General features: G+C 73.4%; 24 protein-coding genes. 8 read left to right on the top strand and 16 right to left on the bottom strand.

The features are described 5' to 3' along the window. Positions 1 to 5 precede the first annotated feature (5 nt). Genes RM779_RS18020 through RM779_RS18010 form a run of 3 tightly spaced genes read left to right on the top strand, consistent with a single transcriptional unit; the run spans position 6 to position 3,283 of the window. Positions 6 to 1,061: a substrate-binding domain-containing protein gene (locus RM779_RS18020; RefSeq protein WP_311618740.1), complete on the top strand. Its 1,056-nt coding sequence runs from the start codon at positions 6 to 8 to the stop codon at positions 1,059 to 1,061. 29 nt (positions 1,062 to 1,090) lie between these two features. Continuing rightward, positions 1,091 to 2,260, top strand: coding sequence for a Gfo/Idh/MocA family protein (locus RM779_RS18015; protein WP_311618739.1), 1,170 nt, complete (start codon positions 1,091 to 1,093; stop codon positions 2,258 to 2,260). 21 nt (positions 2,261 to 2,281) lie between these two features. Beyond that, positions 2,282 to 3,283, top strand: a complete 1,002-nt coding sequence (locus RM779_RS18010; protein ID WP_311618738.1) for a sugar phosphate isomerase/epimerase family protein — start codon at positions 2,282 to 2,284, stop codon at positions 3,281 to 3,283. Positions 3,284 to 3,419: 136 nt separating this feature from the next. On the opposite strand, the gene RM779_RS18005 is transcribed toward RM779_RS18010, so the two are convergent. Together RM779_RS18005 and RM779_RS18000 are read right to left on the bottom strand one after the other, a co-directional pair. Then, positions 3,420 to 3,926, bottom strand: coding sequence for a gluconokinase (locus RM779_RS18005; protein ID WP_311618737.1), 507 nt, complete (start codon positions 3,924 to 3,926; stop codon positions 3,420 to 3,422). A 71-nt stretch (positions 3,927 to 3,997) separates the two neighbouring features. After that, positions 3,998 to 4,762, bottom strand: coding sequence for a histidine kinase dimerization/phosphoacceptor domain-containing protein (locus RM779_RS18000; RefSeq protein ID WP_311618736.1), 765 nt, complete (start codon positions 4,760 to 4,762; stop codon positions 3,998 to 4,000). Positions 4,763 to 4,920: 158 nt separating this feature from the next. Here RM779_RS18000 and RM779_RS17995 point away from each other — a divergent pair, with 158 nt between their 5' ends. Together RM779_RS17995 and RM779_RS17990 are read left to right on the top strand one after the other, a co-directional pair. Then, positions 4,921 to 6,135 (top strand): MBL fold metallo-hydrolase, encoded by a 1,215-nt coding sequence (locus RM779_RS17995; RefSeq protein ID WP_394813325.1) that lies wholly within the window; start codon positions 4,921 to 4,923, stop codon positions 6,133 to 6,135. A gap of 92 nt (positions 6,136 to 6,227) precedes the next feature. Further along, positions 6,228 to 7,583, top strand: coding sequence for an enolase C-terminal domain-like protein (locus RM779_RS17990; RefSeq protein ID WP_311618735.1), 1,356 nt, complete (start codon positions 6,228 to 6,230; stop codon positions 7,581 to 7,583). Between the two features lie 53 nt (positions 7,584 to 7,636). Here RM779_RS17990 and RM779_RS17985 read toward each other — a convergent pair whose 3' ends face one another. From RM779_RS17985 to bioB, 12 genes are all read right to left on the bottom strand, one after another. Further along, positions 7,637 to 7,984, bottom strand: coding sequence for a DUF3140 domain-containing protein (locus RM779_RS17985; RefSeq protein ID WP_311618734.1), 348 nt, complete (start codon positions 7,982 to 7,984; stop codon positions 7,637 to 7,639). A 66-nt stretch (positions 7,985 to 8,050) separates the two neighbouring features. Further along, the gene (locus RM779_RS17980) at positions 8,051 to 8,686 is read right to left on the bottom strand and encodes an HhH-GDP family DNA glycosylase (RefSeq protein ID WP_311618733.1); all 636 of its coding nucleotides are present in this window, start codon (positions 8,684 to 8,686) and stop codon (positions 8,051 to 8,053) included. Between the two features lie 55 nt (positions 8,687 to 8,741). Beyond that, positions 8,742 to 8,960, bottom strand: coding sequence for a hypothetical protein (locus RM779_RS17975; RefSeq protein WP_077057811.1), 219 nt, complete (start codon positions 8,958 to 8,960; stop codon positions 8,742 to 8,744). A 67-nt stretch (positions 8,961 to 9,027) separates the two neighbouring features. After that, the gene (yicI, locus tag RM779_RS17970; RefSeq protein WP_311618732.1) at positions 9,028 to 11,328 is read right to left on the bottom strand and encodes an alpha-xylosidase; all 2,301 of its coding nucleotides are present in this window, start codon (positions 11,326 to 11,328) and stop codon (positions 9,028 to 9,030) included. A gap of 85 nt (positions 11,329 to 11,413) precedes the next feature. Then, on the bottom strand, positions 11,414 to 12,811 hold the full coding sequence (locus RM779_RS17965; RefSeq protein ID WP_311618731.1) for a GH1 family beta-glucosidase: 1,398 nt from the start codon (positions 12,809 to 12,811) through the stop codon (positions 11,414 to 11,416). 15 nt (positions 12,812 to 12,826) lie between these two features. Further along, positions 12,827 to 13,654 (bottom strand): carbohydrate ABC transporter permease, encoded by an 828-nt coding sequence (locus RM779_RS17960; RefSeq protein WP_311618730.1) that lies wholly within the window; start codon positions 13,652 to 13,654, stop codon positions 12,827 to 12,829. Between the two features lie 4 nt (positions 13,655 to 13,658). Next, positions 13,659 to 14,606 (bottom strand): carbohydrate ABC transporter permease, encoded by a 948-nt coding sequence (locus RM779_RS17955; protein ID WP_311618729.1) that lies wholly within the window; start codon positions 14,604 to 14,606, stop codon positions 13,659 to 13,661. Between the two features lie 10 nt (positions 14,607 to 14,616). Beyond that, positions 14,617 to 15,855 carry a sugar ABC transporter substrate-binding protein gene (locus RM779_RS17950; RefSeq protein ID WP_311618728.1) on the bottom strand — a complete coding sequence of 413 codons (1,239 nt, stop codon included), beginning with the start codon at positions 15,853 to 15,855 and terminating at the stop codon, positions 14,617 to 14,619. Beyond that, on the bottom strand, positions 15,846 to 16,907 hold the full coding sequence (locus tag RM779_RS17945; protein ID WP_311618727.1) for a LacI family DNA-binding transcriptional regulator: 1,062 nt from the start codon (positions 16,905 to 16,907) through the stop codon (positions 15,846 to 15,848). The genes RM779_RS17950 and RM779_RS17945 overlap by 10 nt, the downstream gene beginning before the upstream one ends. Positions 16,908 to 17,063: 156 nt before the next feature. Continuing rightward, positions 17,064 to 17,774 (bottom strand): dethiobiotin synthase, encoded by a 711-nt coding sequence (bioD, locus tag RM779_RS17940; protein ID WP_311618726.1) that lies wholly within the window; start codon positions 17,772 to 17,774, stop codon positions 17,064 to 17,066. A gap of 5 nt (positions 17,775 to 17,779) precedes the next feature. Then, positions 17,780 to 19,102 carry an adenosylmethionine--8-amino-7-oxononanoate transaminase gene (locus tag RM779_RS17935; RefSeq protein ID WP_311618725.1) on the bottom strand — a complete coding sequence of 441 codons (1,323 nt, stop codon included), beginning with the start codon at positions 19,100 to 19,102 and terminating at the stop codon, positions 17,780 to 17,782. Then, on the bottom strand, positions 19,095 to 20,156 hold the full coding sequence (gene bioB / locus RM779_RS17930; protein ID WP_311618724.1) for a biotin synthase BioB: 1,062 nt from the start codon (positions 20,154 to 20,156) through the stop codon (positions 19,095 to 19,097). The genes RM779_RS17935 and bioB overlap by 8 nt, the downstream gene beginning before the upstream one ends. Positions 20,157 to 20,269: 113 nt before the next feature. Between bioB and RM779_RS17925 the strand changes: the two genes are divergently transcribed. Continuing rightward, positions 20,270 to 21,487: an 8-amino-7-oxononanoate synthase gene (locus RM779_RS17925; RefSeq protein ID WP_394813324.1), complete on the top strand. Its 1,218-nt coding sequence runs from the start codon at positions 20,270 to 20,272 to the stop codon at positions 21,485 to 21,487. 9 nt (positions 21,488 to 21,496) lie between these two features. Here the strand turns inward: RM779_RS17925 and RM779_RS17920 are convergent, their stop codons facing one another. Then, positions 21,497 to 22,681 (bottom strand): thiolase family protein, encoded by a 1,185-nt coding sequence (locus tag RM779_RS17920; protein ID WP_311618722.1) that lies wholly within the window; start codon positions 22,679 to 22,681, stop codon positions 21,497 to 21,499. Positions 22,682 to 22,857: 176 nt separating this feature from the next. Here RM779_RS17920 and RM779_RS17915 point away from each other — a divergent pair, with 176 nt between their 5' ends. Both RM779_RS17915 and rho read left to right on the top strand, forming a co-directional pair. Next, complete coding sequence (locus RM779_RS17915; RefSeq protein ID WP_311618721.1) at positions 22,858 to 23,691, top strand: SAM-dependent methyltransferase; 834 nt, start codon at positions 22,858 to 22,860, stop codon at positions 23,689 to 23,691. A 287-nt stretch (positions 23,692 to 23,978) separates the two neighbouring features. Beyond that, a complete protein-coding gene (gene rho, locus RM779_RS17910; protein WP_311618720.1) occupies positions 23,979 to 25,133 on the top strand; it encodes a transcription termination factor Rho in 1,155 nt (384 codons plus the stop codon). On the opposite strand, the gene ligD is transcribed toward rho, so the two are convergent. Next, positions 25,108 to 26,154, bottom strand: coding sequence for a non-homologous end-joining DNA ligase (ligD, locus tag RM779_RS17905; protein WP_311618719.1), 1,047 nt, complete (start codon positions 26,152 to 26,154; stop codon positions 25,108 to 25,110). The two genes, rho and ligD, sit on opposite strands and share 26 nt — an antisense overlap. Positions 26,155 to 26,201: the final 47 nt, after the last annotated feature.

The raw sequence follows: 26,201 nt of genomic DNA, 5'->3' as shown, positions 1-26,201 counted from the left end.
CATCCATGAGTGCTTCACCCGCCAGGCGTTTCGCCAGCCGCAGAGGTCTCCTGTTCGGCGGCGCCGCCGCCTCCGCAGGCGTGCTGCTCGCCGGCTGTACCAGCAACGACACCGGCGACGACGAGGAGGACAGCCAGCAGGCCCCGGCCGCCGAGGAGAGCGAGGGCCCGCCGGTCACCATAGGTTTCGCCGGCCCGCAGGCCGACCACGGCTGGCTGAACGCCATCAACGAGAACGCCCGTTCGCGCGCCGAGACCTACGCGGACGTCACGCTGGAGATCACCGAGGGCTCCAACGACACGGCCACCCAGATCGGCCAGATCGAGACGCTGATCAACAGCGAGGTCGATGTCCTCGTCATCCTCCCGGCCGACGGCATCGCGTTGACCCAGATCGGCCTCACCGCGATGCGGGCCGGTATCCCCGTGATCAACCTGGACCGGATCTTCGACAGCCCCCAGGCGTACCGCTGCTGGATCGGCGGCGACAATTACGGCATGGGACTCAACGCCGGACACTTCATCGGGGAACAGCTCCGTGACGTGCAGAACGCCCGGGTCGTGGAGCTGTCGGGGCCGGACAACCTGGAGCTGACCGGTCAGCGCACCCAGGGCTTCGACGACGCGCTGGCCAACTACCCCAACATCGAGAAGGTGGCCAGGCAGGCGGCCGAGTTCACCGTCGAGTCGGGGCAGGAGGTCATGTCCGGACTGCTCCAGGCGCAGTCGGAGTTCGACGCGCTGTGGAACCACGACGACGACCAGGGCGTCGGCGCCCTGCGCGCCATCGACCAGGCCGGGCGCGACGAGTTCATCATGGTGGGCGGGGCGGGCGCCAGGTCGGCGATGGACGCCATCCAGGCCGACAATTCGGTCCTCAAGGCCACGGTGCTCTACCCGCCGACGATGGCCGCCTCGGCCATCGACCTGGCCCGCGCGCTGGGCCAGGCGAAGGGTATCGGCGGGCTCGCCGAGTTCGAGATCCCGTCCTCCGTCACCCTCTACTCCGCCGTCGTCACGAAGGAGAACGTCGAGCAGTACCTGCCGACAGGCTTCAACTGACGCTTCATCCGCAACCGACAGGGAACCAGATGCCGCATTCCACCTCCGCCCCTCCACTCGGCGTCGGCATGGTCGGCTACGCCTTCATGGGAGCCGCCCACTCGCAGGGCTGGCGCACCGTGGGCCGGGCGTTCGACCTGCCGCTGTCCCCCGTGCTCGCCGCCGTGTGCGGTCGTGACCGGGCGGCCGTATCGGCGGCGGCCGACCGCCTCGGCTGGGCCGCCGCCGAGACCGACTGGCGGGCGCTCATCGCCCGCGACGACGTGAGCCTCGTCGACATCTGCACACCCGGCGACAGCCACGCCGAAATCGCCATCGCCGCCCTGGAGGCGGGCAAACACGTGCTGTGCGAGAAGCCGCTGGCCAACACCGTGGCCGAGGCCGAGGCCATGACCGAGGCGGCGCAGGCCGCCCGGGAACGGGGCCAGCTCGCCATGGTCGGCTTCAACTACCGGCGCGTTCCGGCGCTGGCCCTGGCGCGCCGCCTGATCGCCGAGGGCCGCATCGGCACCCTGCGCCACGTCAGGGTCAGCTACCTCCAGGACTGGGGGGAGGACCCCGACCTCCCCCTGGTCTGGCGCCTGACGAAGGACAAGGCGGGCTCCGGCGCGCTGGGCGACCTCGGCGCGCACATCGTCGACCTCGCCCAGCACCTCTCGGGCGAGCTGCTGACGGGCGTCTCCGCACAGACCGAGACCTTCGTCAAGCAGCGGGCCCTGCCCGGCGGGGAGGCCGGGCAGCTCGGCGAGGTCACCGTGGACGACGCCGCCGTGTTCACCGGCCGGCTCGCCTCGGGCGCCCTCACCTCGTTCGAGGTCAGCCGGCTCGCCGCGGGCCGCAAGAACCAGCTGCGGATCGAGCTGAACGGTGCCGCGGGCTCCCTCGCCTTCGACCTGGAACGGCTGAACGAGCTGGAGTTCCACGACCACACCCTGCCCGCGGCCGAAGGCGGCTTCCGCCGCATCCAGGTGACCGAGGGGGACCACCCCTACCTGGAGGGCTGGTGGCCGCCCGGCCACGGCCTCGGCTACGAGCACACCTTCACCCACCAGGCCAGGGACCTGGTGCACGCGATCGCCGCCGGTACCCAGCCGGAGCCGAGCTTCGCCGACGGCCTCCAGGTCCAGCGGGTCCTGACCGCGATCGAGGAGAGCGCGGCGAAGAACGCCGTCTTCACCCCCGTCCCCGTTCCCGAGTGAGGAGAGGCAGGAGTAAGCGCCATGCCACGCAAGTTCACCCTGTTCACCGGCCAGTGGGCTGACCTGCCCCTGGAAGAGGTCTGCCGGCTCGCCCGCGACTTCGGCTACGACGGCCTGGAACTGGCCTGCTGGGGCGACCACTTCGAGGTCGACCGCGCCCTCGCAGAGCCCGACTACGTCGCGGGGCGGCACGCCCTGCTGGAGAAGTACGGCCTGGAGTGCTTCGCCATCTCCAACCACCTCGTCGGCCAGGCGGTGTGCGACCACCCCATCGACGAACGCCACCAGGGCATCGTGCCCGCCAGGATCTGGGGCGACGGCGAGCCCGAGGGCGTGCGCACCAGGGCCGCCAAGGAGATGGCCGACACCGCCCGCGCCGCCGCGGCCTTCGGGGTGCGGACCGTCATCGGCTTCACCGGCTCCTCGATCTGGCACCTCGTCGCCATGTTCCCGCCGGTCCCGCCCGGCATGATCGAGCGCGGCTACGAGGACTTCGCGACACGCTGGAACCCGATCCTCGACGTCTTCGACGCCGAGGGCGTGCGCTTCGCGCACGAGGTGCACCCCAGCGAGATCGCCTACGACTACTGGACCACCAAGCAGGCCCTCGAAGCGGTCGACCACCGCCCGGCGTTCGGGCTGAACTTCGACCCGAGCCACTTCGTGTGGCAGGACCTGGACCCGGTCAACTTCCTGTACGACTTCAGGGACCGCATCTACCACGTGGACTGCAAGGAGGCCCGCCGCCGCCTCGACGGCCGCAACGGCCGCCTCGGGTCCCACCTGCCGTGGGGCGACCCGCGCCGCGGCTGGGACTTCGTCTCCGCCGGGCACGGCGACGTGGTCTGGGAGGACGTGTTCCGGATGCTGCGCTCCATCGGCTACGACGGGCCGGTATCCGTGGAGTGGGAGGACGCCGGCATGGACCGGCTGGCCGGTGCGCCCGAGGCCCTGGCACGGCTGCGCTCCTACGACTACCCGCCGCCCACCGCGTCGTTCGACGCGGCCTTCGGCAGCGAGTGACCCCGGCGTCCCGCACCGGAGCGGTGCGGAACAAGCGGGCTTGAGCCGGCCACCGGGTACGCATGGCGTGCTGAGTGCCATCGCGATGCGTACCCGGTGAGGCAGTTGAAGGACGCGGCGGTCGCCCGCCGCGGGCTCACCGTGCCGCGAGTACCTCGATCGCCCGGTCCACGAGCTCCTCAGGCGTCGGTTGGACGTCGAGCACCGCGCCGTTCTCCCCGGCGCCGAGCGGCTCCAGATCGGCGAACTGCGAGGCCAGCAGCGCCGGCGGCATGAAGTGCCCGGTGCGGCGCCCGAGCCGCTCCTCTATCAGCTCCCTGCTGCCCTCCAGGTGGAGGAAGAAGACACCGGGCGCGCCCGCCCGCAGCGTCTCGCGGTACGCCCGCTTCAGCGCCGAGCAGGTCATCACCCCGCCGCTGTCCTCCTTCTCGCGCTCGCCGAGCCACGCGCCGAGCGAGCGGAGCCACGGCTCGCGGTCGGCGTCGGTCAGGGGAGTGCCGGCGGACATCTTGGCGACGTTGGCGGGCGGGTGGAAGTCGTCCGCCTCGGCGAACGGCACGCCCAGTCGCTCGGCCAGGGCCCGGGCGACGGTGGTCTTGCCCACGCCGGAGACACCCATGACGACGACGGTCGAGTAAGCCATGCCCCTACTATCCGGCGCTCCGGGCGGCTTCTCCAAACGCGGGCAGGACCCGGCGTCCGGCTCGCTCCGGCTCACTCCGGATCGCGCAGCAGCGTCCTGGCCCGCCGCAGCTCCGCCTCGGACTCCCTGCCCATCGTGGCGATCACGTGCAGGGACTGCCCGGCCCGTTCTGGTGCCGCGTCCAGCACCCGGTCCGCCGCCTCCGCGTGCACCACCATGCCCGCGACGCGGTGGCCGGTCAGGTCGTACATCTCCCGGCAGATCTCGGCGCGTTGGTCCGCCACCGCCGCTCGGTGCCGGTCCGAGCGCAGCTGCGCCAGGCCGTCGGCGCGCTCCGCGAGCTGCCTGCGGTAACAGCGGCGGCAGCGGGCCCGGAAGCCGAGCGCCCAGCTGAGCGCGATCGGCACCGACAGGGCAACGGTCATCTCCACCGCCGTGCCCAGGCCGCGGTCCTGCCGTACCGCGGCGAGGGCGGCCGCGCCCAGGCCGCCGATCAGGGCGAGCCGCACGGCCCACCGGGCGCCCAGATCGGCCGCGGCGCAGACGATGGCATACACGGCGAACGCGGCGACGGCGGGTCCGCCCGACCACACGATCTGCGCCAGGCACACCGCCAGGGCGAGCACCAGGGTGCGCTCCGGGACCCGCCGCCGCAGCGCGACTCCCAGGGACAGGGACAGCGCCGTCACCGCGCTCGCCGCCGCGGCCCAGCCCCGCAGCTCAGGGTCGGCCACGATGTTCACGCCGCACAGCACGAGTAGGAGCACCGCCCAGACGAGGTCGGCGTCCACGGGGCGCCGGTGCGGGGGGCCCGGCTTCACGGCGGCCATATTCATGGCCGCCAGGTTACGGCCGTCGCCGCGCCCCGAAGTCGGCCCCAGGGCCGATCCGGCGTTCCCGCACATCCCCTTCAGGGTGGATGCGCCGCGGGGATGCCGCGTGGCCGGTCCCCGGCCTTGCGCAGGGTGACTGGTTGTCACCCCGATGGATTAAAGTGGCGGCAGCCGCGTCCTGGGAGGTCCACGTGCCCGATTCCTCGTCTCCTCCGACCCGCACCCGTGCCCGCGCCCCGCTGTCCGCCCGCCTGTGGCCCGCCTCGTTCGGCGGCCGGCCCACGGGCGAGCGCCTGGAGCGCATCCGGCGCTCGCCGCAGTACCGCGACGGCGCGTTCCGCAACGCCCGGCCGGTGCGCATGAGCGGCCCGTTCGAGATGCTGCCGATGCTGCGGGAGACGCTGCGCAGGGCCGACCGGCTCCGCAGGGCCCCGGCCGGCCGGCTGCCGCTGGCGAAGCCGGCGGCCGTCACCGGCGGCCCGCCGGCCTCGGGGCTGCGCGTCACGTGGCTCGGGCACGCCAGTGTCCTGGTCGAGATCGACGGCCGGCGCGTGCTGTTCGACCCGGTGTGGGGCGAGCGCTGTTCACCGTTCTCCTTCGCCGGGCCCCGGCGGCTGCACCCGGTGCCGGCCGAGCTGTCCGAGCTGGGGCCGCTGGACGCCGTCGTCATCTCCCACGACCACTACGACCACTTGGACATGCCGACGATCAGGGCCCTGATCGCCACCGACGCCGTGTTCGCCGTGCCGCTCGGGGTCGGAGCGCACCTGGAGCGGTGGGGCGTGCCCGCCGCCCGCCTGGCCGAGCTGGACTGGCACGAGTCGGCGGACGTCGCCGGCCTGACGCTGACCGCCACGCCGGGCCAGCACTTCTGCGGCCGCGGGCTGCGCGACCGGTGGCAGACTCTGTGGGCCTCGTGGGTGGTGGCCGGTCCCGAGCACCGCGTCTACCACAGTGGCGACACCGGCTATTTCCCCGGTTTCGCCGAGATCGGCGAGCGGCACGGCCCGTTCGACGCCACCATGATCCAGATAGGCGCCTACAGCAGCGAGTACTGGCCGGACATCCACATGACGCCGGAGGAGGGCGTGCGGGCCCACCTCGACCTGTCGGGCGGCGAGCCGGGCGGGGTGCTGCTGCCCATCCACTGGGGCACGTTCAATTTGGCGCTCCACCCCTGGGAGGAGCCCGTCGAGCGCACCGTGCGGGAGGCCGGGGCCACCGAGGTGACGGTCGCGGTGCCGCGGCCGGGGGAGTCCTTCGAGCCGGCGACCGGGCTCCCGCTCGACCCCTGGTGGGAGGCGTTCGCCGTGCGCCCGGCCGCCCGGAGGTGCGCGCCCGACCCCTCGCTGAACGCCAGACCGGCGGACGGCTGACACGACGGGCGTGCGCCATCGTTCGCTTGTGGGGGATGATGTGCGACTTTAGGGTTCCGGCAGTGAGCCGCCGCCCCGAAAGAGGTCCTCCGATGCCGTCGAGCACGCCCCGGATCACCGCCATCGAGACCTACGACGTCCGGTTCCCCACCTCAAGAGAGCTGGACGGGTCGGACGCGATGAACCCCGACCCCGACTACTCGGCCGCCTACGTCGTCCTGCGCACCTCACAGGAGGACGAGCCCGACGGCCACGGCTTCACGTTCACCATCGGCCGCGGCAACGACGTGCAGGTGGCGGCGATCCGCTCGCTCGCGCCCCACCTCGTGGGCCGGGACGCCGCCGCGCTCGCCGCCGACCCCGGCGCCCTGTACCGGGACCTGATCGGCGACAGCCAGCTGCGCTGGCTCGGCCCCGAGAAGGGCGTGATGCACATGGCCATCGGGGCCGTCGTCAACGCGGCCTGGGACCTCGCGGCCCGCCGCGCGGGCCTGCCGCTGTGGCAGCTGCTCGCCGAGGCCGAGCCCGAATGGCTGCTCACGCAGGTCGACTTCAGGTACCTCACCGACGCACTGACCCCCGACGAGGCCCTCGGGCTGCTGCGCCGCGGCAGGCAGGGTGCCGCGGAGCGGACCGCGCTGCTGCGGGCCGAGGGCTGCCCGGCCTACACCACCTCACCCGGCTGGCTCGGGTACTCCGACGCCAAGCTGACCCGGCTGGCCGAGCGGGCGGTCGCCGAGGGCTTCACCCAGATCAAGCTCAAGGTGGGGGCCGACCTGGAGGCGGACCGCCGGCGCCTGCGCGCGGCCCGCGCCGCCGTCGGCCCCGGTGTGCGCATCGCCGTGGACGCCAACCAGCGCTGGGACGTGGACCAGGCCGTCCAGTGGGTGTCGGCGCTGCGGGAGTTCGACCCGTACTGGATCGAGGAGCCCACCAGCCCGGACGACGTGCTCGGCCACGCGGCCGTCCGCAGGGGCGTCGCGCCGGTGCGGGTGGCCACCGGTGAGCACGCGCAGAACCGGGTGGTGGTCAAGCAGCTGCTCCAGGCCGGGGCCATCGACATCTTCCAGCTCGACGCGACGCGCGTGGCGGGCGTCAACGAGAACCTCGCCATCCTGCTGCTGGCCGCCAAGTTCGGCGTGCCGGTCTGCCCGCACGCGGGCGGTGTGGGCCTGTCCGAGCTGGTGCAGCACCTGGCCATGTTCGACTTCGTGGCCCTGGCGGGCGCCACGCCCGAGCGGGTCATCGAGTACGCCGACCACCTGCACGAGCACTTCACCGACCCGGTGCGCATCCGTTCCGGGCGCTACCTCGCTCCCACCGCCCCCGGTTTCTCCGCGGCGATGCGCCCGGCCGCACTCGCCGAATACGCGTACCCGGACGGGGAGTTCTGGGCGACCGAGCTGGCCGTCGAGGCCGGCCCGCCCCGCCCGCACCCCGGCCCCTGACACGGCCCGGGCCCGGCCCCCCACAGGCCGGGCCCGAACCGTGCGGCCCGGTGCTACACCTCTTCGGCGCGCAGCGGGTCGTGTCCCAGGCTCATCAGCCGCCTGCGCCAGTCCGGCTCCGGCACGGTCGCGCGGGGGCCGGCGGCGCGCTCGTTGCGTACCGTGTCCACGATGTCGTACATCAGGTCGACGTCGGCGTCCGTGAGGTCCATCTGCCGCTTGCGGAGGATGGCGAGCACGCCCCGGCCCTGTTCGGGCCCCGCCTCCTCGGGCGGCTGCTCCGTCTCCTCGCCCGCGCTGCTGGTGCGCAGCCACGCCGCCAGCTCCTGGGACGTCATGTTGACGACGTCGTGGAACTCCGCCCACAGCGCTTCCAGTTCCAGAGCTTCGGTGTCGGCCATCGTGCGCCTCCCGGTGGGTCGTACGGATCGTCCTGCGGGTTTCCGGCCGGGCCGCCCGGAAACCTCTCAGCGGCCCGCGAGCTCCCGCACATCCTCGGCGAGGCCCTTGTCCAGCGCGACCCGGACCAGGCCCGCCGTCAGCCGCGTCACATCGGCGTCGCCGACCAGCCCGCCCAGGCTCTTGGGGGAACGCGGCAGGCCGACGCGTTCGGCGCCGTCCTGCGCCTTGCGGTCGATGTAGGGCGCGTACTCGGGCCACACGGCCTGGACCTCGCGCAGGAAGATGTCCACGCCCATGGGCCCGATGCCGGGATACTCGCGCAGCCGTTCGGTCACGTTCTCCCCGCGCAGCCGGCGCGGGTCACCGCCGTACCGGTCGAGGAGCAGGCGCGCGCCGTCGCCCAGCTGGGTCGCGGTCCGCTCGTCGTACCTGCGGTAGCCGCCGACGCCCAGCGCGTCGACGCGCTGCTGCCAGGTGGCGTCCCGCATGCGCCGCGGATCGCGCATCCCGGCGTCGAACAGGGCCCGCGCGGCATCCACCGCGATGTCGCTGCGGATGCGCGCGGACAGCAGGTGCGCGAGCACCAGCACCTGGTAGAGCGGGCCCGGCGTGTTCCTCAGCCGGATTCCGGCCTGCTCGGCGTACGTCTGCCCGCACCGTTCCAGCAGGGCGCGCGCGGTTTTCTCCGTCTTCTCGCTCATGCGGAACGACCGCCTTCCGTGCCGCCTTCCCGTGCCGCCTCCCCCTGGCCGCCGGTCAGTCCGTCTCCGGCAGCTGCTCCTCGAAGCCGCCGCGCTCGGACTCCGGGCCGAGGCCGCGCTCGGTGCGCGGCCCGCGGGACTGCCAGTGCGGGTCGCTTTGCAGGGTCTCGTTGGCCTGCGCGTTGGCATGCCGGTCGGGAACTCCGTGCCCCTCGGCGTCCTTCCGCAGGTGCGCGCGGTGGATGTCGTACTTCTTGCTGCCCGGTTCAGGCATCCTCATCACCTCGCGCCGCCGGGTTCCCCCTGGTCCCCCGGCGAAACGTGCGCACCCGCGGACCGGCTCAGACGCGCCGGCCGTCGGCGAGCCGGACCGACACGGACGAGGCGCCCTCGGGGACGGTCACCGGCTCGGCGTAGCCGTCAGGACCCGCCACCGTGACCCGCCACGGCCCGGGCGCACCCGCGGCCGCCACCGTGACGACGTCGCCGTGGCGCGTCGTGCGGAAGACGGCGCCGCCCTCCCCGCCGGGTGCGGGGACGCGCGTGACGGTCTCGACGCCGTCGGCCGGCGCGTGGACGCGCAGGGTCACGCCGTTCGCCCAGTCGTACTCGGGCGTGTCGTCCTGGGCGCCGAACGGGATGACCGAGCCGGGCCTGGCGAGCAGCGGCAGGCTGTCGAAGCCGAACCGCTCGCGCCGCCACCCCGGCCCCTCTATCTGCTCGCCGGACAGCAGGTGCGTCCAGGTGCCCGCCGGCACGTAGTACTCCGCGACGCCGTCCTCGTCGAGGACGGGCGCGACCAGGAGGTCGCCGCCCAGCATGTACTGCCGGTCCAGCGGGTGGCAGCCCGGGTCGTCGGGGAATTCGAGCAGCATCGCCCGCATCACCGGGGTGCCCTGCTCGCCGGCCTGCTCCGCGGCCCGGAACAGATACGGCATCAGGCGGTGCTTGAGCCGGGTGAAGTCGCGGGTGACCGCGACGGCCTCCTCGTCGTAGTCCCACGGCACCCGGTAGGAGTTGCTGCCGTGCAGCCTGCTGTGCGAGGACAGCAGTCCGAACTGCACCCACCGCTTGAACACCGCCGGTGTCGGGGTGCCCTCGAAGCCGCCGATGTCGTGGCTCCAGAAGCCGAAGCCGGACAGGCCGAGCGAGAGGCCGCCGCGCAGGGACTCGGCCATCGCGTCGAAGCTGGACTCGCAGTCGCCGCCCCAGTGCACCGGGTACTGCTGGCCGCCGGCGGTCGCCGAGCGGGCGAAGAGGACCGCCTCCCCGGCGCCGCGCTCCTCGGTGAGCACCTCGAACACCGTCCGGTTGTACAGCTCGGTGTAGTAGTTGTGCATGAACTCGGGGTCGGAGCCGTCGTGCCAGACCACGTCGGTGGGCACCCGTTCGCCGAAGTCCGTCTTGAAGCAGTCCACGCCCTGCCGGACCAGCCCGCGCAGCTTGTCCGCGAACCAGGCGCGGGCCTCCGGGTTGGTGAAGTCCACCAGGGCCATGCCGGCCTGCCACATGTCCCACTGCCAGACGCCGCCGTCCGCCCTGCGCACCAGGTAGCCGTGCCGCCGGGCCTCGGCGAACAGCGGCGACTTCTGCCCGATGTAGGGATTGATCCACACCGAGATCCGCAGGTCCTGCTCCTTCAGGCGGGCGAGCATCCCCTCGGGGTCGGGGAAGACCGCCGGGTCCCAGGTGAAGTCGCACCACTGGTACTCGCGCATCCAGAAGCAGTCGAAGTGGAAGACGCTGAGCGGGATGTCGCGTTCGGCCATGCCGCGGACGAAGCGGTTGACGGTGGCCTCGTCGTAGTCCGTGGTGAAGGACGTGGACAGCCACAGGCCGAACGACCAGGCGGGCGGCAGCGCGGGCCGGCCGGTCAGCGCCGTGTAGCGGTCCAGGATCTCCTTGGGCGTCGGGCCGTGGATGATCAGGTACTCGATGGACTGGCCCTCGACGCTGAACTGCACCTGCCCGACCGACTCAGAGCCGATCTCGTAGGAGACCAGGCCCGGGTGGTTCACGAACACGCCGTAGCCGCGGTTGGTCAGGTAGAACGGCACGTTCTTGTACGCCTGTTCGCTGGCGGTGCCGCCGTCCGCCTGCCAGATGTCCACCGTCTGGCCGTTCTTGACGAACGGCGTGAACCGTTCGCCGAGCCCGTAGACCAGCTCGCCGACGCCCAGGGACAGCTGGCCGAGCGAGAAGTGCCGGCCGTCGTCGTCCGTGAGGAAGCCGGTGCCCCGCTTGCCGGCCGAGGTAAGGGTGCGACCGTCGGCGGTGAAGTCGAGCCGCCAGGGCTCGGCGGTGTCCACCCGCAGCGTGAGCGAACCGCTGGTCAGCTCGGCGACGGAGCCGTCCGACCTGGTCTTGCCCGCGTGCCCCGGCTCGCCGCGCAGCGGAAAGCCGGGGCCGCGCTCCTCCCCGCCCGAGTGGTGGGTCGTCCGCACGCCGATCACGCCCTCCGCGGGGGAGAAACACTCCACCGTCAGCAGCGGGCTGTTCAGCGTGTGGCCGCGGCGCTCGACGGGCCGCACCGCGGCGTAGAGGGTGAGCCGGTCGTCCGACACGTCCGTGTCGGCGACCTGCTTGGCGAAGGCCGCGGTGACGCCGTCGCGCATCAGCCAGTAGCCATCGGTGAACTTCACAGTTACTCCATGTCCCCTTCCCCGCGGCGGGGAGGTTCGGGCGGTGCGGTGGGTCGTGCCGGTGCGGGGACGGGCCCGCGGCAGGTCAGGTGTGTGATTGCCGGTGGGCGCCGATCATGTCCCGGTACCAGCGGTAGCTGTCCTTGGGCAGGCGTTCGAGGGTGTCGTAGTCGACGCGGACAATGCCGAACCGCTTCGCGTAGCCGAACGCCCACTCGAAGTTGTCCATCAGGGACCACACGTAGTAGCCGCGGACGTCGACGCCCGCCTCGATGGCCTCGGACAGCGCCTGGAGGTGGTCGCGCAGGTAGGCGACGCGGTCGGCGTCGTGGACCTGGCCGTCCGCGGCGACGGAGTCGTCCTCCGCGGAGCCGTTCTCGGTGATGACCACCGGCGGCAGCGCCGGGTAGCGCCGGCTCAGGTCGACGAGCAGATCGGTGAACGTGTGCGGCACGACGGGCCAGCCCATCGTGGTGTGCCGCACGTCGTCCCGCCACGTCTCCCGGACGCGGATGTCCACCGCGGTCCGCGTCGCCGGGTCCTCGTCCCGGTACGGGGCGTCGGCGATGGTGATGGGGCGGTAGTAGTTGATGCCGACGAAGTCCAGCGGGGCGCCGATCGTGATGAGGTCGCCGTCCCTGCGGTAGGAGCCGTCCGCCATCGCGCCCCAGGTGTCCGCCTCGCCCTGCGGGTAGCGGCCGGCGAACAGCGGGTCCAGCCACACATCGTTGTGCAGGGTCTCCGCGCGCCGCACCGCGGCCAGGTCCTCGGGGGACCCGGTCGCGGGCAGCAGCCGGTCCGGGTTGAGGGTGATGCCGACGTCCGTCGCCCCGGCCTCGCGCAGCACCCGCACCGCGAGCCCGTGGCCGACCAGCAGGTGGTGCGCCGCGGCCAGCGCGCCGCGCCCCTCGCGCGCCCCCGGCGCGTGCCGGCCGATGGCGTAGCCGACGAACGCCGAGCAGAACGGCTCGTTCAGCGTGATCCAGCGCGGCACCCGGTCCCCGAGCCGGTCCACGACCAGCCGGGTGTAGTCGGCGAACCGCTCGGCCGTCTCCCGCTCCCGCCAGCCGCCGCGGTCCTCCAGGGCCTGCGGCAGATCCCAGTGGTACAGGGTGGCGGCCGGTGCGATGCCGGCGGCGAGCAGCTCGTCGACGAGCCGGTCGTAGAAGTCCAGGCCCTCGGCGTTGGCCTTGCCGGTGCCGTCCGGCTGGATGCGCGGCCACGCCACGGAGAACCGGTAGCTGTCCACGCCGAGGTCGCGCAGCAGCGCGACGTCCTCGGGGTAGCGGTGGTAGTGGTCGCAGGCGACGTCGCCCGTCGCCCCGTCGGCGACGCGGCCCGGCTCGCGGCAGTAGGTGTCCCAGATGGACGTGCCCCGGCCGCCCTCGTCGTGGGCGCCCTCGATCTGGTAGCTGGCGGTGGCGGCGCCGAAGAAGAAGCCGCGCGGGAACCGGGGGAACCCGGTCGTTTCGGTGGCAGTCATATGTGGTGTCTGGCCTTACTTGATGGAGCCGCCGGCGATCCCGGCGGCGATGTACTTCTGGGCAACGACCAGCAGTATCGCCGCGGGAATCGCGGAGAGTACCGCGGTGGCCATCACCGCACCCCAGTCACTCACATGCGCGCCGATGAACTGATAAATGCCCAGCGTGACCGGTTTCACATCGTCCGTCGTGTTCAGCGTCAGCGCGAAAATGAAGTCGGCCCACGCGAACAGGAACGCGAAGAGACCGGACGTGATCAGGGCGTTGCGGCTCATCGGGAGCACGATGCGCATGAACGCCGTGAAGCGGTTGGCCCCGTCGACCATCGCCGCCTCGACGACCTCCGACGGGATCGACACCATGAACGCCCGCAGCAGCACGATCGCGAACGGCAGCCCGAGGGAGGCGTCGGCCAGGATCAGCCCCAGATAGGAGTTCACGAGATTCAGCTCGGCATACGCGCTGTACAGCGCGTTCGCCACCACGATGCCCGGCACCATCTGCGTGATCAGCGTGCCGAACACGATCGCCCGGCCGCCGCGCAGCCCGAACTGCGCGAGGCCGTAGGCCGCGGGGGCGGCGAGCGCGAGGCAGACCACCACCGCGCCGAGCGCGACGATCAGGCTGGTGACCAGGGAGCCGCCCTGGCTGTCCAGTGCGTTGCGGAAATTGTCGAAGCTCGGCGAGGTCGGGATCAGATCGGCCGAGGCGATGCTGGTGTGCGGCTGGAGCGCCGTGCTGATCATCCAGTACACCGGGAACAGCATCACGGCGAGGATCAGCAGCGCGGCCACGGTGTTCCACGTGCGGCGCACCCGGGCGCGCCCATCCGTGCGGTTCATCTCGTCACTTCCCCGGCTGGTGATCGGCGCGGTTGACGCGCAGGTACAGCACCGCGAAGACGGCACTGATCAGGATGAGGACGTTGCCCACCACGGCACCCTGGCCGAAGTCGAGCTGGAGGAACGACAGCTGGTACGTCAGCGTGCCCAGCGTCTGTGTCGAGTCGGCCGGTCCGCCGCCGGTCAGCGCCAGGATCAGATCCAGAATCTTGATCGTCGACATGAAGCCGAGCACGAGCACCACCGTCACCACCGGCCGCAGCATCGGCAGCGTCACGCTGCGGAAGGTCCGCCACGGGCCGGCCCCGTCCAGCGAGGCGGCCTCGTACAGCTCGCGGGGGATCTCCTGGAGACCGCCGTACAGGATCACCATGTTGAACGGGATGCCGATCCAGATGTTCACCAGGATCGCGGAGAGCAGCGCCACGCTCGGGCTGCTCAGCCACGCCACGCCGTCCGACGAGAGGCCGACCGTTTCGAGGAAGCTGTTGAGGACGCCGTGGTCCTCGTCCATGATCCGGCGCCACACGACCGCGGAGACCACCATCGGCACCAGCCACGGCAGCAGCAGGATCGCCCGGACGAACGCCGACAGGCGGAACCTGCGCGAGAAGAAGACGGCCAGGCCGAGACCGATGGTGAACTGCCCGACCAGCGAACCGATGGTGAACAGGATCGTCTGCCACAGGGCGTCCCCGAAGAGGTCGTTCTCGAAGACGCCGCGCCAGTTCTCCAGGCCGTTGAACGGCGACTCGCCCGTGAAGTACGTCCGCGGCGTGAACTCCTGGAAGCTCATCAGGACGTTCCGCACCAGCGGATAGCCGAAGAACGCCAGCATGTAGACCAGCGCGGGCGCCACGAACAGCCACTGGTACAGCCTTCTGCGGCCCGCGCCGCGCCGGCTCGGCCCGGTCGGCGCCGCCGCCTTCTTCTCCTGGGTGGCCGTGGTCATGCCGCTCACCTCACTCACCCGCCGTCGCCTGCTGCTGCGCGCGTTCCAGGGCGTCCTCCGGCGAGGACTGGCCGGTCAGCACCGACTGGAACGCCCCCGCCAGCGCGTCGCTGATCACCGGCCAGCGGGTGCCGACCTCGGCGGTCCGCGACCGCGCGGTGGTCACCAGGTCCGCGAACGGCGCCAGCTTCGGGTTCTGCTCCCGGTAGGTCTGCGCCGCGGCCTCGCGCGTCGGCACGTTGTTGATGCGTTCGCCCCAGGCGAGCTGGTTCTCCTCGGAGTTCAGGCAGTCGAGGATGCGCCCCGCGTTCCGCTCCCGCTCCCGGTCGTCATCGTTCTTCGGCACGGTCATCACCGTGCCGCCGATCGGGGCCACCGGGTCCAGGCCCGCCTCCGGCACGGGGATGCTCGCCACCGCCCAGTCCACGTTGTCCTGCCCGTCGAGCACCGGCACCTGCCAGGGGCCGTTGATCATCATGGCGGCGCGGCCGGAGATGAACTGGTCGTTGACGTCCTGCTGGTTCCAGTTGACGACCGACCTGGAGGCGGAGCCCGCGTCCACCAGGTCCTGCCACAGCTGGAGAGCCGCGGCGCCGCCGCCCTCGTTCAACTGCGCCTCGTCGCCGCCCGCCGACCAGAAGAACGGCAGGAACTGGTACACGCCGTCCGCGTCCGGCGAGGCGCTGAACGCCATGCCGTACGTGTCACCGCGGGTCAGCTCCGCGGCGGCGGCCTGGAGTTCGTCCCAGGTCTCCGGCGGCTCGATACCGGCCTCGGCCAGCAGCTCGGTGTTGTAGATCAGGGCGAGCGAGTTCACCGAGCGGGCGACGCCGTACTGCACCCCGTCGAAGGAGCCCAGCGTGTTCGAGCTGGTCGAGAAGTCGCCGGTGTCCACGCCGGTCTCGGCGAGCGGGCGCAGCCCGTCGGTCCCCGCGAACTGCGGCAGCTCCGAGCCGTCCAGCTCCAGGATGTCGGTCAGTGAATCGGACGAGGCCATGCGCAGCGCCTTGGACGCGATCTGCGGGGCGGGCACGCTGATCTGCTCGACCTCAAGGCCGAGCGGCTCGGCGCAGCGGTCGAAGAAGTCCTGGTTCGCCTCGTGCTCGGCGGCGTCCGTCGCCGAGTTGAGCACGGTGACGGTGTCCGGGTCGGGCTCGGCCGCGCAGCCCGTCAGGCCGAGGGCGGCCATCGTGCCCGCGAGGGCGAGTGCGGTGGCGGGCTTCGGTATGCGCCCGGTTCTCAGTCGCATCGGTTCTGGGTCTCCATTCGCGGGACGGGGGCGGGGCGGTCGTCGGGGCCGCCCGGCGGCCGGACGTCCTGGCTTTCTGCCATCCGCGGCGCGATCAGCTCGTGCCGGGGGGCGGCGCCGCCGATCGCCTCCACGGCGAGCCCGGCCACGGCCGCCGACATCTGGCCCACGGGGAGGTCGATGCGCGGCAGGGCGGGCCCGCCCGGCTCGTCGGGCAGGCTGCCGACGAGCACGATCTCCAGGTCCTGCGGCACGCGCAGGCCCAGGGCGGCCACTTCGGCGAGCAGCAGCGGCAGCGGAATGAGGTGCTGAACGATCAGCGCGGTCGGCGCGGGCGCGGCGGTCAGCGCCGCGCGCAGCCGCCCGCGCAGCAGCGCCGGGTCGGCCGCCGAGGGCTGGACGCGGACGTCGGCGCCGGTTTCGGCGGCGGCGGTCCGCGCACCGGCCAGACCGTGCAGCGCGTAGCCGCGGCGGGCCTCGATCTCGTGGTCGGCCGACGCCCAGAACACCATCCGCCGGTGCCCGGCGGCGGCGGTTTCGTGGACGGCCAGGGCGACGGCCGCCGCCCAGTCCAGGTCGACCCAGGAGACGCCGGACTCCTCGCGCCCGTCGCCGTGTCCCAGCAGGGCGGTCGGGAAGCCCAGCTCGCGCAGGGCGGCGACCCGGGGGTCGGCCTGCGCCACCGCCATCAGCACGGCCGCGTCCGCCAGGCCGCTGCGGGCGATCCGCAGCAGCCCGTCCACGCCGTCGGGCTCCGTCATCATCAGCAGGTCGTAGCCGTGGCCGCGTGCCGCGTCGCTGATCTCGATGGCGAATCTGCCGTCCATGGCCCGGTACTTGCCCGACTCCCTTGGCACGGCCAGCACCAGCACCTCGCTGCGCGCGCTGCGCAGCGTGCGGGCGCTGGCCCGTGGGTGGTAGCCCAGCTCGGCTATCGCCGCGCGGACGGCCCTGGCGGTGTCCTCGGAGATGCGGCGCGAGCCGCTGAGCACGTACGACACGGTGCTCGGCGCGACCCCCGCCCGTTCCGCGACATCCTTGATGGTGGCCATTCCCGCTCCTTCGCGGCCCGTGCTGCGCAGCGCGGTGAAGCGCTTCGTCGAATCGATTCGTCGAATCGATTCGACGGCATGTTATGCACAGGTGTGCGACGCAGGCAAGAGGCGATTTCGAAGCGGGCGCCCCGGCCGCCGGGCCGGGCCGGGGTGTCAGCCGGCCGGGTTCCGCCAGTGGCCGCCGAGTGCGGGGGAGAGCCAGTCCGTGGCGCGGGCCCGGAAGTCCGCGGGCGCCAGGGCGCCCGCACCGGCCGGCACGGCACCGGCCAGCGGGGCGCCGGCCGCCAGGGGCAGGTCGGTGAGGTTGCACCGGGCCGCCAGGTCCAAAGCGGCCGGGCTGCTCCCGACCACCAGGCCGCGGCAGCGCAGGCCGCGCGTGCGCAGCGCCTCCGCCGTCAGCGCCGTCGTGTTCAGCGTGCCGAGCCCGGCGGTGACGACGACGAGCACCGGCGCGCCGAGCAGCGCGGCGGTGTCCGCGAGCGTGCCGCCCATGTCGTCGAACCGCACCAGCAGTCCGCCCGCGCCCTCGACCAGCACCAGGTCGTGGTCGTGCGCCAGCTCCTCGGCCGCCTTGGCCGCGTCCGCCGGCCGCACCGGCGGCAGACCCGCCCGCCGCGCCGCCGTGGCCGGGGCCAACGGCTCGGGATAGCGGGCCAGTTCGCGTGCGGTCACCGGCCCGGCCAGGCGGGCGGCCGCCGCCGCGTCGCCCGGCTCGCCGGGCGCCAGGCCCGTCTGGGCGGGCTTGAGCACCGCGACCGACCGGCCCGCGGCCAGCGCGGCGGCGGCCACCGCCGCGGTCACCACCGTCTTGCCGATCTCCGTGCCCGTTCCGGACACCACTAGGATCTCGCCCGGTATGATCATCGACCTCAACCCGCTTCCGCCGCCGCGCGCATCGCCCGGCAGATCAGTGCCAGGTCCGCGTCGTCCGTGACGTACGGCGGCATCGTGTAGATCAGCCGCCCGAACGGCCTGAGCCAGACCCCGGCGCGCACCGCGGCCCGGGTCGCCGCCGCCATGTCCACCGGGTGGTCCAGCTCGACCACGCCGATCGCGCCGAGCACCCGCACGTCGCGCACCCCCGGCACCCCGGCGGCCTCGGCCAGCCCCTCGCGCAGCCGGTCCGCGACGCGGGCCACCTCGCCCGCCCAGTCCCCGGCGAGCAGCAGCCCGACGGACGCGTCGGCGACCGCGGCCGCCAGCGGGTTGGCCATGAACGTCGGCCCGTGCGCCAGCACCGGCACCTCGCCGCGGGAGATGCCCGCCGCGACGCGCGGCGTGCACAGGGTGGCGGCCATCGACAGATAGCCCCCGGTCAGCGCCTTGCCCACGCACATCACGTCCGGCGCCACGCCCGCGTGGTCCGCCCCGAACAGCGCGCCGGTGCGCCCGAATCCGGTCGCGATCTCGTCGAACACCAGCAGGACGTCGTGCTCGTCGCACGCCTCGCGCAGCACCCGCAGATAGCCCGGGGAGTGGAACCGCATGCCGCCCGCGTTCTGCACCACCGGCTCCACGATCACCGCGGCGGTCTCGGCCGCGTGCCGCCCGATCAGCTCGCGCAGCGCCGCCGCGTAGCGGGGCTGCGGCTCCGCGTCGAAGCCGGGCGGCGGCGCGTCCGCGAAGATCTGCCGCGGCAGCGCCCCGGACCAGATGTGGTGCATCCCGCCGTCCGGGTCGCACACCGACATGGGGTGCCAGGTGTCGCCGTGGTAGCCGCCCCGCCAGGTCAGCAGGCGCCGCTTGGCGGGGCGGCCCAGGGAACGCCAGTACTGGAGGCACATCTTCACGGCCACCTCGACCGACACCGAGCCGGAGTCGGAGAGGAACACGTGCCGCAGCGGCCCCGGCGTGACATCCACCAGGCGTTTGGCCAGCCGCACGCCCGGCTCGTGCGTCAGCCCGCCGAACATCACGTGGCTCATGCGCTCCAGCTGGTCGCGGGCGGCGGCGTTGAGCACCGGGTGGTTGTAGCCGTGCACCGCCGACCACCAGGAGGCCATGCCGTCGACCAACTCGGCCCGTCCGAAGGCCGGTTCGGCCAGGCGCAGCCGTACCCCGGCGGCCGACTCCACCACGAACGGCGCCTGGCGCCCCGGCATCGGGCCGTAGGGATGCCAGACGTGCTCCCGGTCGAGCGCCAGCAGTTCCGCGGGGGAGAGACCGCCGCCCGCCGCCTTCCCGTCACGCATTGGGCGGCAGCTCCGTGCCCGCGCCGCGTCGGCGCACGGCCACCAGATCGGCGCGGTGGCCGGGCAGCGTGGTGGTCTCCGCGCCCTCCACCTCGAAGCCGGCGTCCGCGATCATCTCCAGGTCCGCCTGCCCGGCCTGGCCTTCGCTGGTGAGGTAGTCGCCCAGGAAGATCGAGTTGACCACGTGCAGCGCCAGCGGCTGCAAGGTCCTCAGGTGCAGCTCCCTGCCGCCGGAAAGGCGCACCTCCGCGTCGGGGCAGACGAAGCGCACCATCGCCAGGATGCGCAGCGCGTGCTGCGGAGTCAGGTTCCACTCCGAGGCCAGGGGCGTGCCCTCGAACGGGATCAGGAAGTTGACCGGCACCGAGTCCGGATCGAGGTCCCGCAGCGCGAACACCACGTCCACCAGGTCCGCGTCGCTCTCGCCCATGCCGGCGATCAGGCCGGAGCAGGCGGAGAGCCCGGCCGCCCGCGCCTGCCGCACGGTGGACACCCGGTCCGCGAAGCCGTGCGTGGTGCAGATGTCGGCGTAGGTCGCCTCCGAGGTGTTGAGGTTGTGGTTGTAGGCGTCGGTCCCCGCCTCCCGCAGCCGTTCGGCCTGGCCCTCGCCGAGCAGGCCGAGGCAGGCGCACACCTCGACGTCCGCGTGGCGTTCGCGGATCGCGGAGATCGTCTCCGACACACGCTCCACGTCGCGGTCCGTCGGCCCGCGTCCGCTGGCCACCAGGCAGACCCGCTTGGCGCCGCCGGCCACGCCGGCGCTCGCGACGTCGGCCGCCTCGGAGGGCTTCAGCCACGTGTACTTCAGCACCCCGGCCCGCGAGCCGAGCCGCTGGGAGCAGTAGGAGCAGTCCTCGGGGCACAGCCCGGACTTGAGGTTCACCAGGTAGTTCAGCTTCACCCGCCGCCCGAACCACTTGCGGCGCACCTTGCCCGCGGCGGCGATCACGTCGAGCAGCTCGTCGTCGGCGGTGGCCAGCACTGCCAGCGCCTCGTCACGGGTGGGCAGTTCGCGGCGGAGGCCCTTGTCCACCAGGGCGTTCAGCAGTTCCATGAGCCGATCCTCACCCAACGCCACCGGCCCGGTCGAGGATGAAAGCTACAACAGGCCCCGGTGCCCCGTGTCGTTATCGCCACTGTCGGGGCGTTCCGCCGGGCACTACGTTTATGTGCAACCCACAAGACGACGGAGGACGGCGGCCGGTGCACGACGACGACTCCGCCAGGGTCTTCGACTGGCTGGACGCCGCGGCGGAGCGCCGTCGGCGGGCCGGCCTCGTCAGGGAGCTGCGCCCGCGCGCCGCGGACCGGGCCGCCCACGATCTTGATCTCGCGGGGAACGACTACCTCGGCCTGTCCCGCCACCCCGCGGTGACCGGCGCGGCGCAGGCCGCGCTGCGGGAGTGGGGGGCGGGTGCCACCGGCTCCAGGCTCGTCACCGGCAGCACCCGGCTGCACGCGGACCTGGAGAGGGAACTGGCGGCGTTCTGCGGCTTCGAGGCCGCCCTGGTCCTGTCCTCCGGCTACGCGGCGAACCTCGCGGCGCTCACCGCTCTCGGCGGCCGGGAGTCCCTGATCGTCTCCGACGCGGGCAACCACGCCTCGCTCATCGACGGCTGCCGCCTTTCGCGCGCCGAGGTCGCGGTGGTGCCGCACGCCGACGTGCCGGCCTTCGCCAAAGCGCTCGACGGCCGCACCGGGCCCGCGCTCGCCGTCACCGACGCGGTCTTCTCCGTCGACGGCGACGCCGCGCCGCTGGCCGCGCTCGCGCCGGTGTGCCGCGCGGCGGGCGCGGCACTGGTCGTGGACGACGCCCACGGCCTGGGCGTGCTCGGCCCCGGCGGGCGCGGCGCGACGGCGGCGGCGGGCCTGGCCGGGGCGCCGGATGTGGTGGCGACGGTGACGCTGTCGAAGTCCCTGGGCAGCCAGGGCGGTGCGGTGCTCGGCCCGGCGCGGGTGATCGCGCATCTGGTCAACGAGGCACGCCCGTTCATCTTCGACACCGGCCTCGCCCCGGCGGCGGCGGGAGCCGCGCTCGGTGCGCTGCGGCTGCTGCGCCGGGAGCCGCGACTCGCGGCGCGCGTCCGCGGGAACGCCACGGCGCTGTACCGGCGCCTGACCGCGGCGGGGTGCGACGCCACCCGCCCGGACGCGGCCGTGGTGTCCGTACGCGCCCCCTCGCCCGCGACCGCGGTGCGCTGGGCCGCGGCCTGCCGGGCGGCGGGGGTGACCGTCGGCTGCTTCCGCCCGCCCTCCGTGCCGGACGGCGTCTCCCGGCTGCGGCTGACCGCACGCGCCGACCTGACGGAGGACCAACTGGTGCGCGCCGTGCACGAGATCGTGCGCGCCGCCCCGCCGGGCGCGGCGGGCCGCGGCCTCGGCTGAGCCGCCGGGTCAGCGCTCCAGGACGAGGGCGAGGCCCTGGCCGACGCCGACGCACAGGGCCGCCACGCCGGTGCCCGAGCCGTGGGCGGCGAGCTGGTGCGCCACGGCCCCGGCCAGGCGCGCGCCCGAGGCGCCCAGCGGGTGGCCGATGGCGAGCGCCCCGCCGCGCGGGTTGACCACGGCCGGGTCGAGTTCGGGCAACTCGGCGAGGCAGCCGAGCACCTGCGCGGCGAACGCCTCGTTCAGCTCGACGGTGTGCAGGTCGGCGAACCGCCTGCCCGCCTTCGCCAGCGCCCGCCGTATCGCCTCCACCGGACCGAGGCCGAACAGCCGCGGCTCGATGCCGGTGACCGCGCCGGCCGCCACCCGCGCCAGCGGCTCGCGGCCGGTCGCCGCCAGGCCCGCCTCGTCGGTGATCAGCAGGGCCGCGGCGCCGTCGTTCAGCGGTGACGAGGTGGCGGCGGTGACCGTGCCGCCGGGGCGGAAGGACGGCTTCAGGCGCGCCAGCGCCGCCGGGGTGCCGCCGTCGCGGATCGTCTCGTCGCGCGGCAGCTCCGTCCCCGGCACGGGACACGCTTCCGCGGTGTAGTGGCCGTCCCGCCAGGCGCGGGCGGCCTTGGCGTGGCTGGCCAGGGCGAACGCCTCCTGCCGCTCCCTGCCGATGCCGTGCCGGTCGGCGATCAGCTCCGCGCCCTCGCCGAGTGCCACGGTCCACTCCGGCCGCATCCGCGCGTTGACCAGGCGCCAGCCGAGCGTCGTGGAGATCAGCTCCTGGTGCCCCGCGGGGAAGGCGCGGTCCGGTTTGGGCAGCACCCAGGGGGCGCGGCTCATGGACTCCACGCCCCCCGCGATCACCACGGAGGCGTCGCCGACCGCGACGGCACGGGCGGCCTGCACCACGGCCTCAAGACCGGAGGCGCACAGCCGGTTGACGGTCGTGCCCGGCACGGTGACGGGCAGCCCGGCGAGGAGGGCGGCCATGCGGCCGACGTTCCGGTTCTCCTCGCCCGCCCCGTTGGCGTTGCCGAGCACCACGTCGTCCACGCGGGCCGGGTCGAGGCCGGGGGAGCGGGCCAGCAGGGCCGTCAGCGCGTGCGCCGCCAGATCGTCGGGCCGTACGCCGGCCAGCGCTCCGCCGTACCGGCCGACCGGGGTCCTGACGGCGTCGGCGACGTACACCTCGCGGACGGTCATGGCTGTCCTCCTCACGTGCCGCTGTTCTTCGCCCGCCGCCGCGGGGCGGCCGGGCGGCCGGGCGCGTGGAGTCTCGGCCCGTCCGGCGGGCGTGTCAAGGGTGCGTGGCGCGCGCCGCGCCGCCCGCGCGGTTACGTTGAGGAGCGAACGCACATCGCGCGCGTCAGGGAGGCCCCGTGACCAACGACCCGTCCACCCCGGCCGCCGGGTCCGCCGGCTCGGGCGACCCGGTCTCGAAGATCGACACCTCCGTGCCGCACTCCGCACGGATCTGGAACTACTGGCTCGGCGGGACGGACAACTACGAGGTCGACCGCATCGCCGGCGACCAGTACCGCGAGGCGTTCCCCGGCATCGTCGACATCGCCAGGTCCTCCAGGGAGTTCCTGGTGCGCAGCGTGCGGCTGCTCGCCCGCCGGGCGGGGGTCCGGCAGTTCCTCGACATCGGCACGGGACTGCCGACGGCCGACAACACCCACCAGATCGCCCAGCGCGTCGCGCCGGAGTCCCGCGTGGTCTATGTCGACAACGACCCGCTGGTGCTGATGCACGCCCACGCGCTGCTCACCTCGGCACCCGAGGGAGCCACGGACTACCGCGAGGCCGACCTGCGGGACCCGGCCGCGATCCTTTCCGCCGCCGCCGCGACGCTGGACATGTCCCGGCCGGTCGCCCTGGTCCTCAGCGGCATCCTCGGGCATGTGCCCTCCTACGCCCGCGCGAAGGAGATCGTGCGGCAGCTGATGGACGGCCTGCCGTCCGGCAGTTACCTCTCGCTCAACGAGGGCACCGACACGGACGAGACGTACGTCCGCGCCCAGCGCGCCTACAACGAGTCGGGCGCCGTGCCCTACCACCTGCGGTCTCTCGACGAGATCACCGGCTACTTCGACGGTCTCGACATCATGGAGCCGGGCGTGGTGCCCGTCACGCGGTGGCGGCCCGAACTCGCGGACCTCGGCGGCCGCGACGGCATCGGGCAGGCCGGCGGGGTGGGCCGCAAGTCCTGACCGCAGCCCCGCAGCCGGCCGGCGCCGAGGAACGCCCGGCGGGCGCGGGTGTATATTTGTGAGCGGCACGTCGGTACGCCCCTTTGCCGGGCGTCCGTGCCGATCCCCTTCTCACCGCCTTCTCCAGGCGCCTGCCGTCCGCGGTATGTGCGCTTTCTCCGAAGCCGGTTCACCCGCGCCGACCGCTGCCCGCCGCGGCGGGCCGGCCGCGTCCGCCGTGCTCACGGCATCTTCCTTCAACCCCGCCTTCCCGTATCGCCGTTCCCTCACCCGCTGGAGTCTCCCGCATGTCTGTCCTTCCCCCTCCCGGCGAGGAGCCCGTCGCCGGCGTCGTCGACACCGTCGGCGGCAGGACGTTCCTCCGCCTCGACGGCTACCTGCCCGGCCCCCGCGACCCGCAGCTGCCGGCCGCCCAGGTGCACCGGACCGGGCTGCGCCGGGGCGACGCGGTCGCCGGTGCCCTCGCCCCGCCCGTGCGCGGCGGGCGGGCCGGCGCGCCCCGCCCGCTCGCCCGCATCGACGCCGTCAACGGCGTCGCGGACGTCCCGCCGGACGTCCTCGCCGCCCGGCCCGACTTCGGCGCCCTCACGCCGCTGCACCCCGACAGCAGGCTGCGTCTTGAGACCGGCCGCGGACACCTCGCCGGCCGTCTCATCGACCTGCTCACGCCTCTCGGAAAGGGGCAGCGCGGACTCGTCGTGGCGCCGCCGAAAACCGGCAAGACCACCATCCTGCGGACCATCGCCTCGGGCATCGCCCGCAACCATCCCGAATGCCATCTGATGATGGTGCTCCTCGACGAACGGCCCGAGGAGGTCACCGACATGCAGCGCTCGGTGCCCGCCGAGGTGATCGCCTCGCACTTCGACCGCCCGGCCCAGGATCACACCGCCGTCGCCGCGCTCGCCGTCGAACGCGCCAAGCGCCTGGTCGAGCAGGGCCGCGACGTCGTCGTGCTGCTCGACTCCCTCACCCGCCTGTGCCGCGCCTGGAACAACAGCACGCGCACCACCGGCCGCATCCTGACCGGCGGCATCGACGCCGCCGCCCTGCACCCGCCCAAGCGCCTCTTCGGCGCCGCCCGCAACATCGAGGAGGGCGGCTCGCTCACCATCCTGGCCACCGCCCTGGTCGGCACCGGGTCCAAGGCCGACGACTTCTACTTCGAGGAACTGAAGAGCACCGGCAACATGGAACTGCGCCTCGACCGCGTCCTGGCGGACCGGCGGATCTTCCCAGCCATCGACCTCGACCCCTCGGGCACCAGGCGCGAGGAGATCCTCACCACGCCCGCCGAACTCGCCGCGATCCACGGCCTGCGCCGGGCCCTCGGCGACCGCGACCCGCGCCAGGCCGTCGAGATGCTTCTGACACAGCTGCGGGCGACGGCCAGCAACGCCGAGTTCCTCGGCGGGGTCAGCCGGATGTTCGCCCCCGCCTGACGCCGCGGTCCTTGGCCCGGCTCGGCTGCACCCGCTTCGGCTCGCCCGCCGCCTTCGGGTGGTCCGGGGGATAGGGCAGGTCGCCGAGGCCGTGGTCGCGTTCGTCACGCTCGGCCAGTTCGAGCACGGCGTCCAGGCGGCACGGCCGGTCCGCCATGCCGGCGTGCACGTCCCCGGCCTCGGCGAAACGCCCCGGCATCGTCGCCAGGTCGAAGTCCTCCGGCCGGGCGTCGGGCAGCTCCGCCCAGCGCAGGGGCGCGGACACCGGCGCCCGGGGCCGGGGACGCACCGAATACGCGCTGGCGATCGTGCGGTCCCTGGCCGTCTGGTTGTAGTCGACGAAGATCTTCTCCCCCCGCTCCTCCTTCCACCAGGCGGTGGTGACGCGCTCCGGCGCGCGCCGCTCAAGCTCCCGGCCGATCGCGATGGCCGCGCGCCGCACCTGGGGAAAGGTCCACTCCGGGACGATCGGCACGAAGACGTGCACCCCGCGGCCCCCGGACGTCTTCGGCCAGCCGCACAGGCCCAGTTCGTCCAGCAGCTCGTGCAACTCGCCCGCGGCGCGTACCGCGTCCGTGTAGTCCGTTCCCGGCTGCGGGTCGAGGTCGATCCGCAGCTCGTCCGGATGCTCCGTGTCGCCGCGCCGCACCGGCCAGGGGTGGAACGTCAGGCAGCCGAGGTTCGCCGCCCACACCACCGCCGCCGGTTCGTCCGGACAGATCTCGTCGGCGAACCTGCCGCTGGGGAACGCGATCCTGCCGGTGGGAATCCAGTCCGGCAGGTTCTTCGGCGCCCGCTTCTGGTAGAACGACTCGCCCGTCACACCCTCCGGGTAGCGCTCCAGCGTGGTGGGCCGCTCCCGCAGCGCGCGCACGATGCCGTCCCCGACCGCGATGTAGTAGCGGGCGAGGTCGAGCTTGGTGAAACCGCGCTCGGGGAAGTACACCCGGTCCGGGTGCGAGAGACGCACCGTTCTGCCGCCGACGTCGAGGTCGAGCGCGTTCCTGCTGGCACCGCCCATGCGCCCACGGTAGGCCGGGGCACCCGAACGCGCCCGTCGGCGGGCGC

The sequence above is a fragment of the Streptomyces johnsoniae genome, from assembly GCF_031845565.1.
In the GTDB taxonomy this organism is placed as follows: Bacteria; Actinomycetota; Actinomycetes; order Streptomycetales; family Streptomycetaceae; genus Streptomyces; species Streptomyces johnsoniae.
This window is presented reverse-complemented; position numbering and strand designations above follow the sequence as displayed.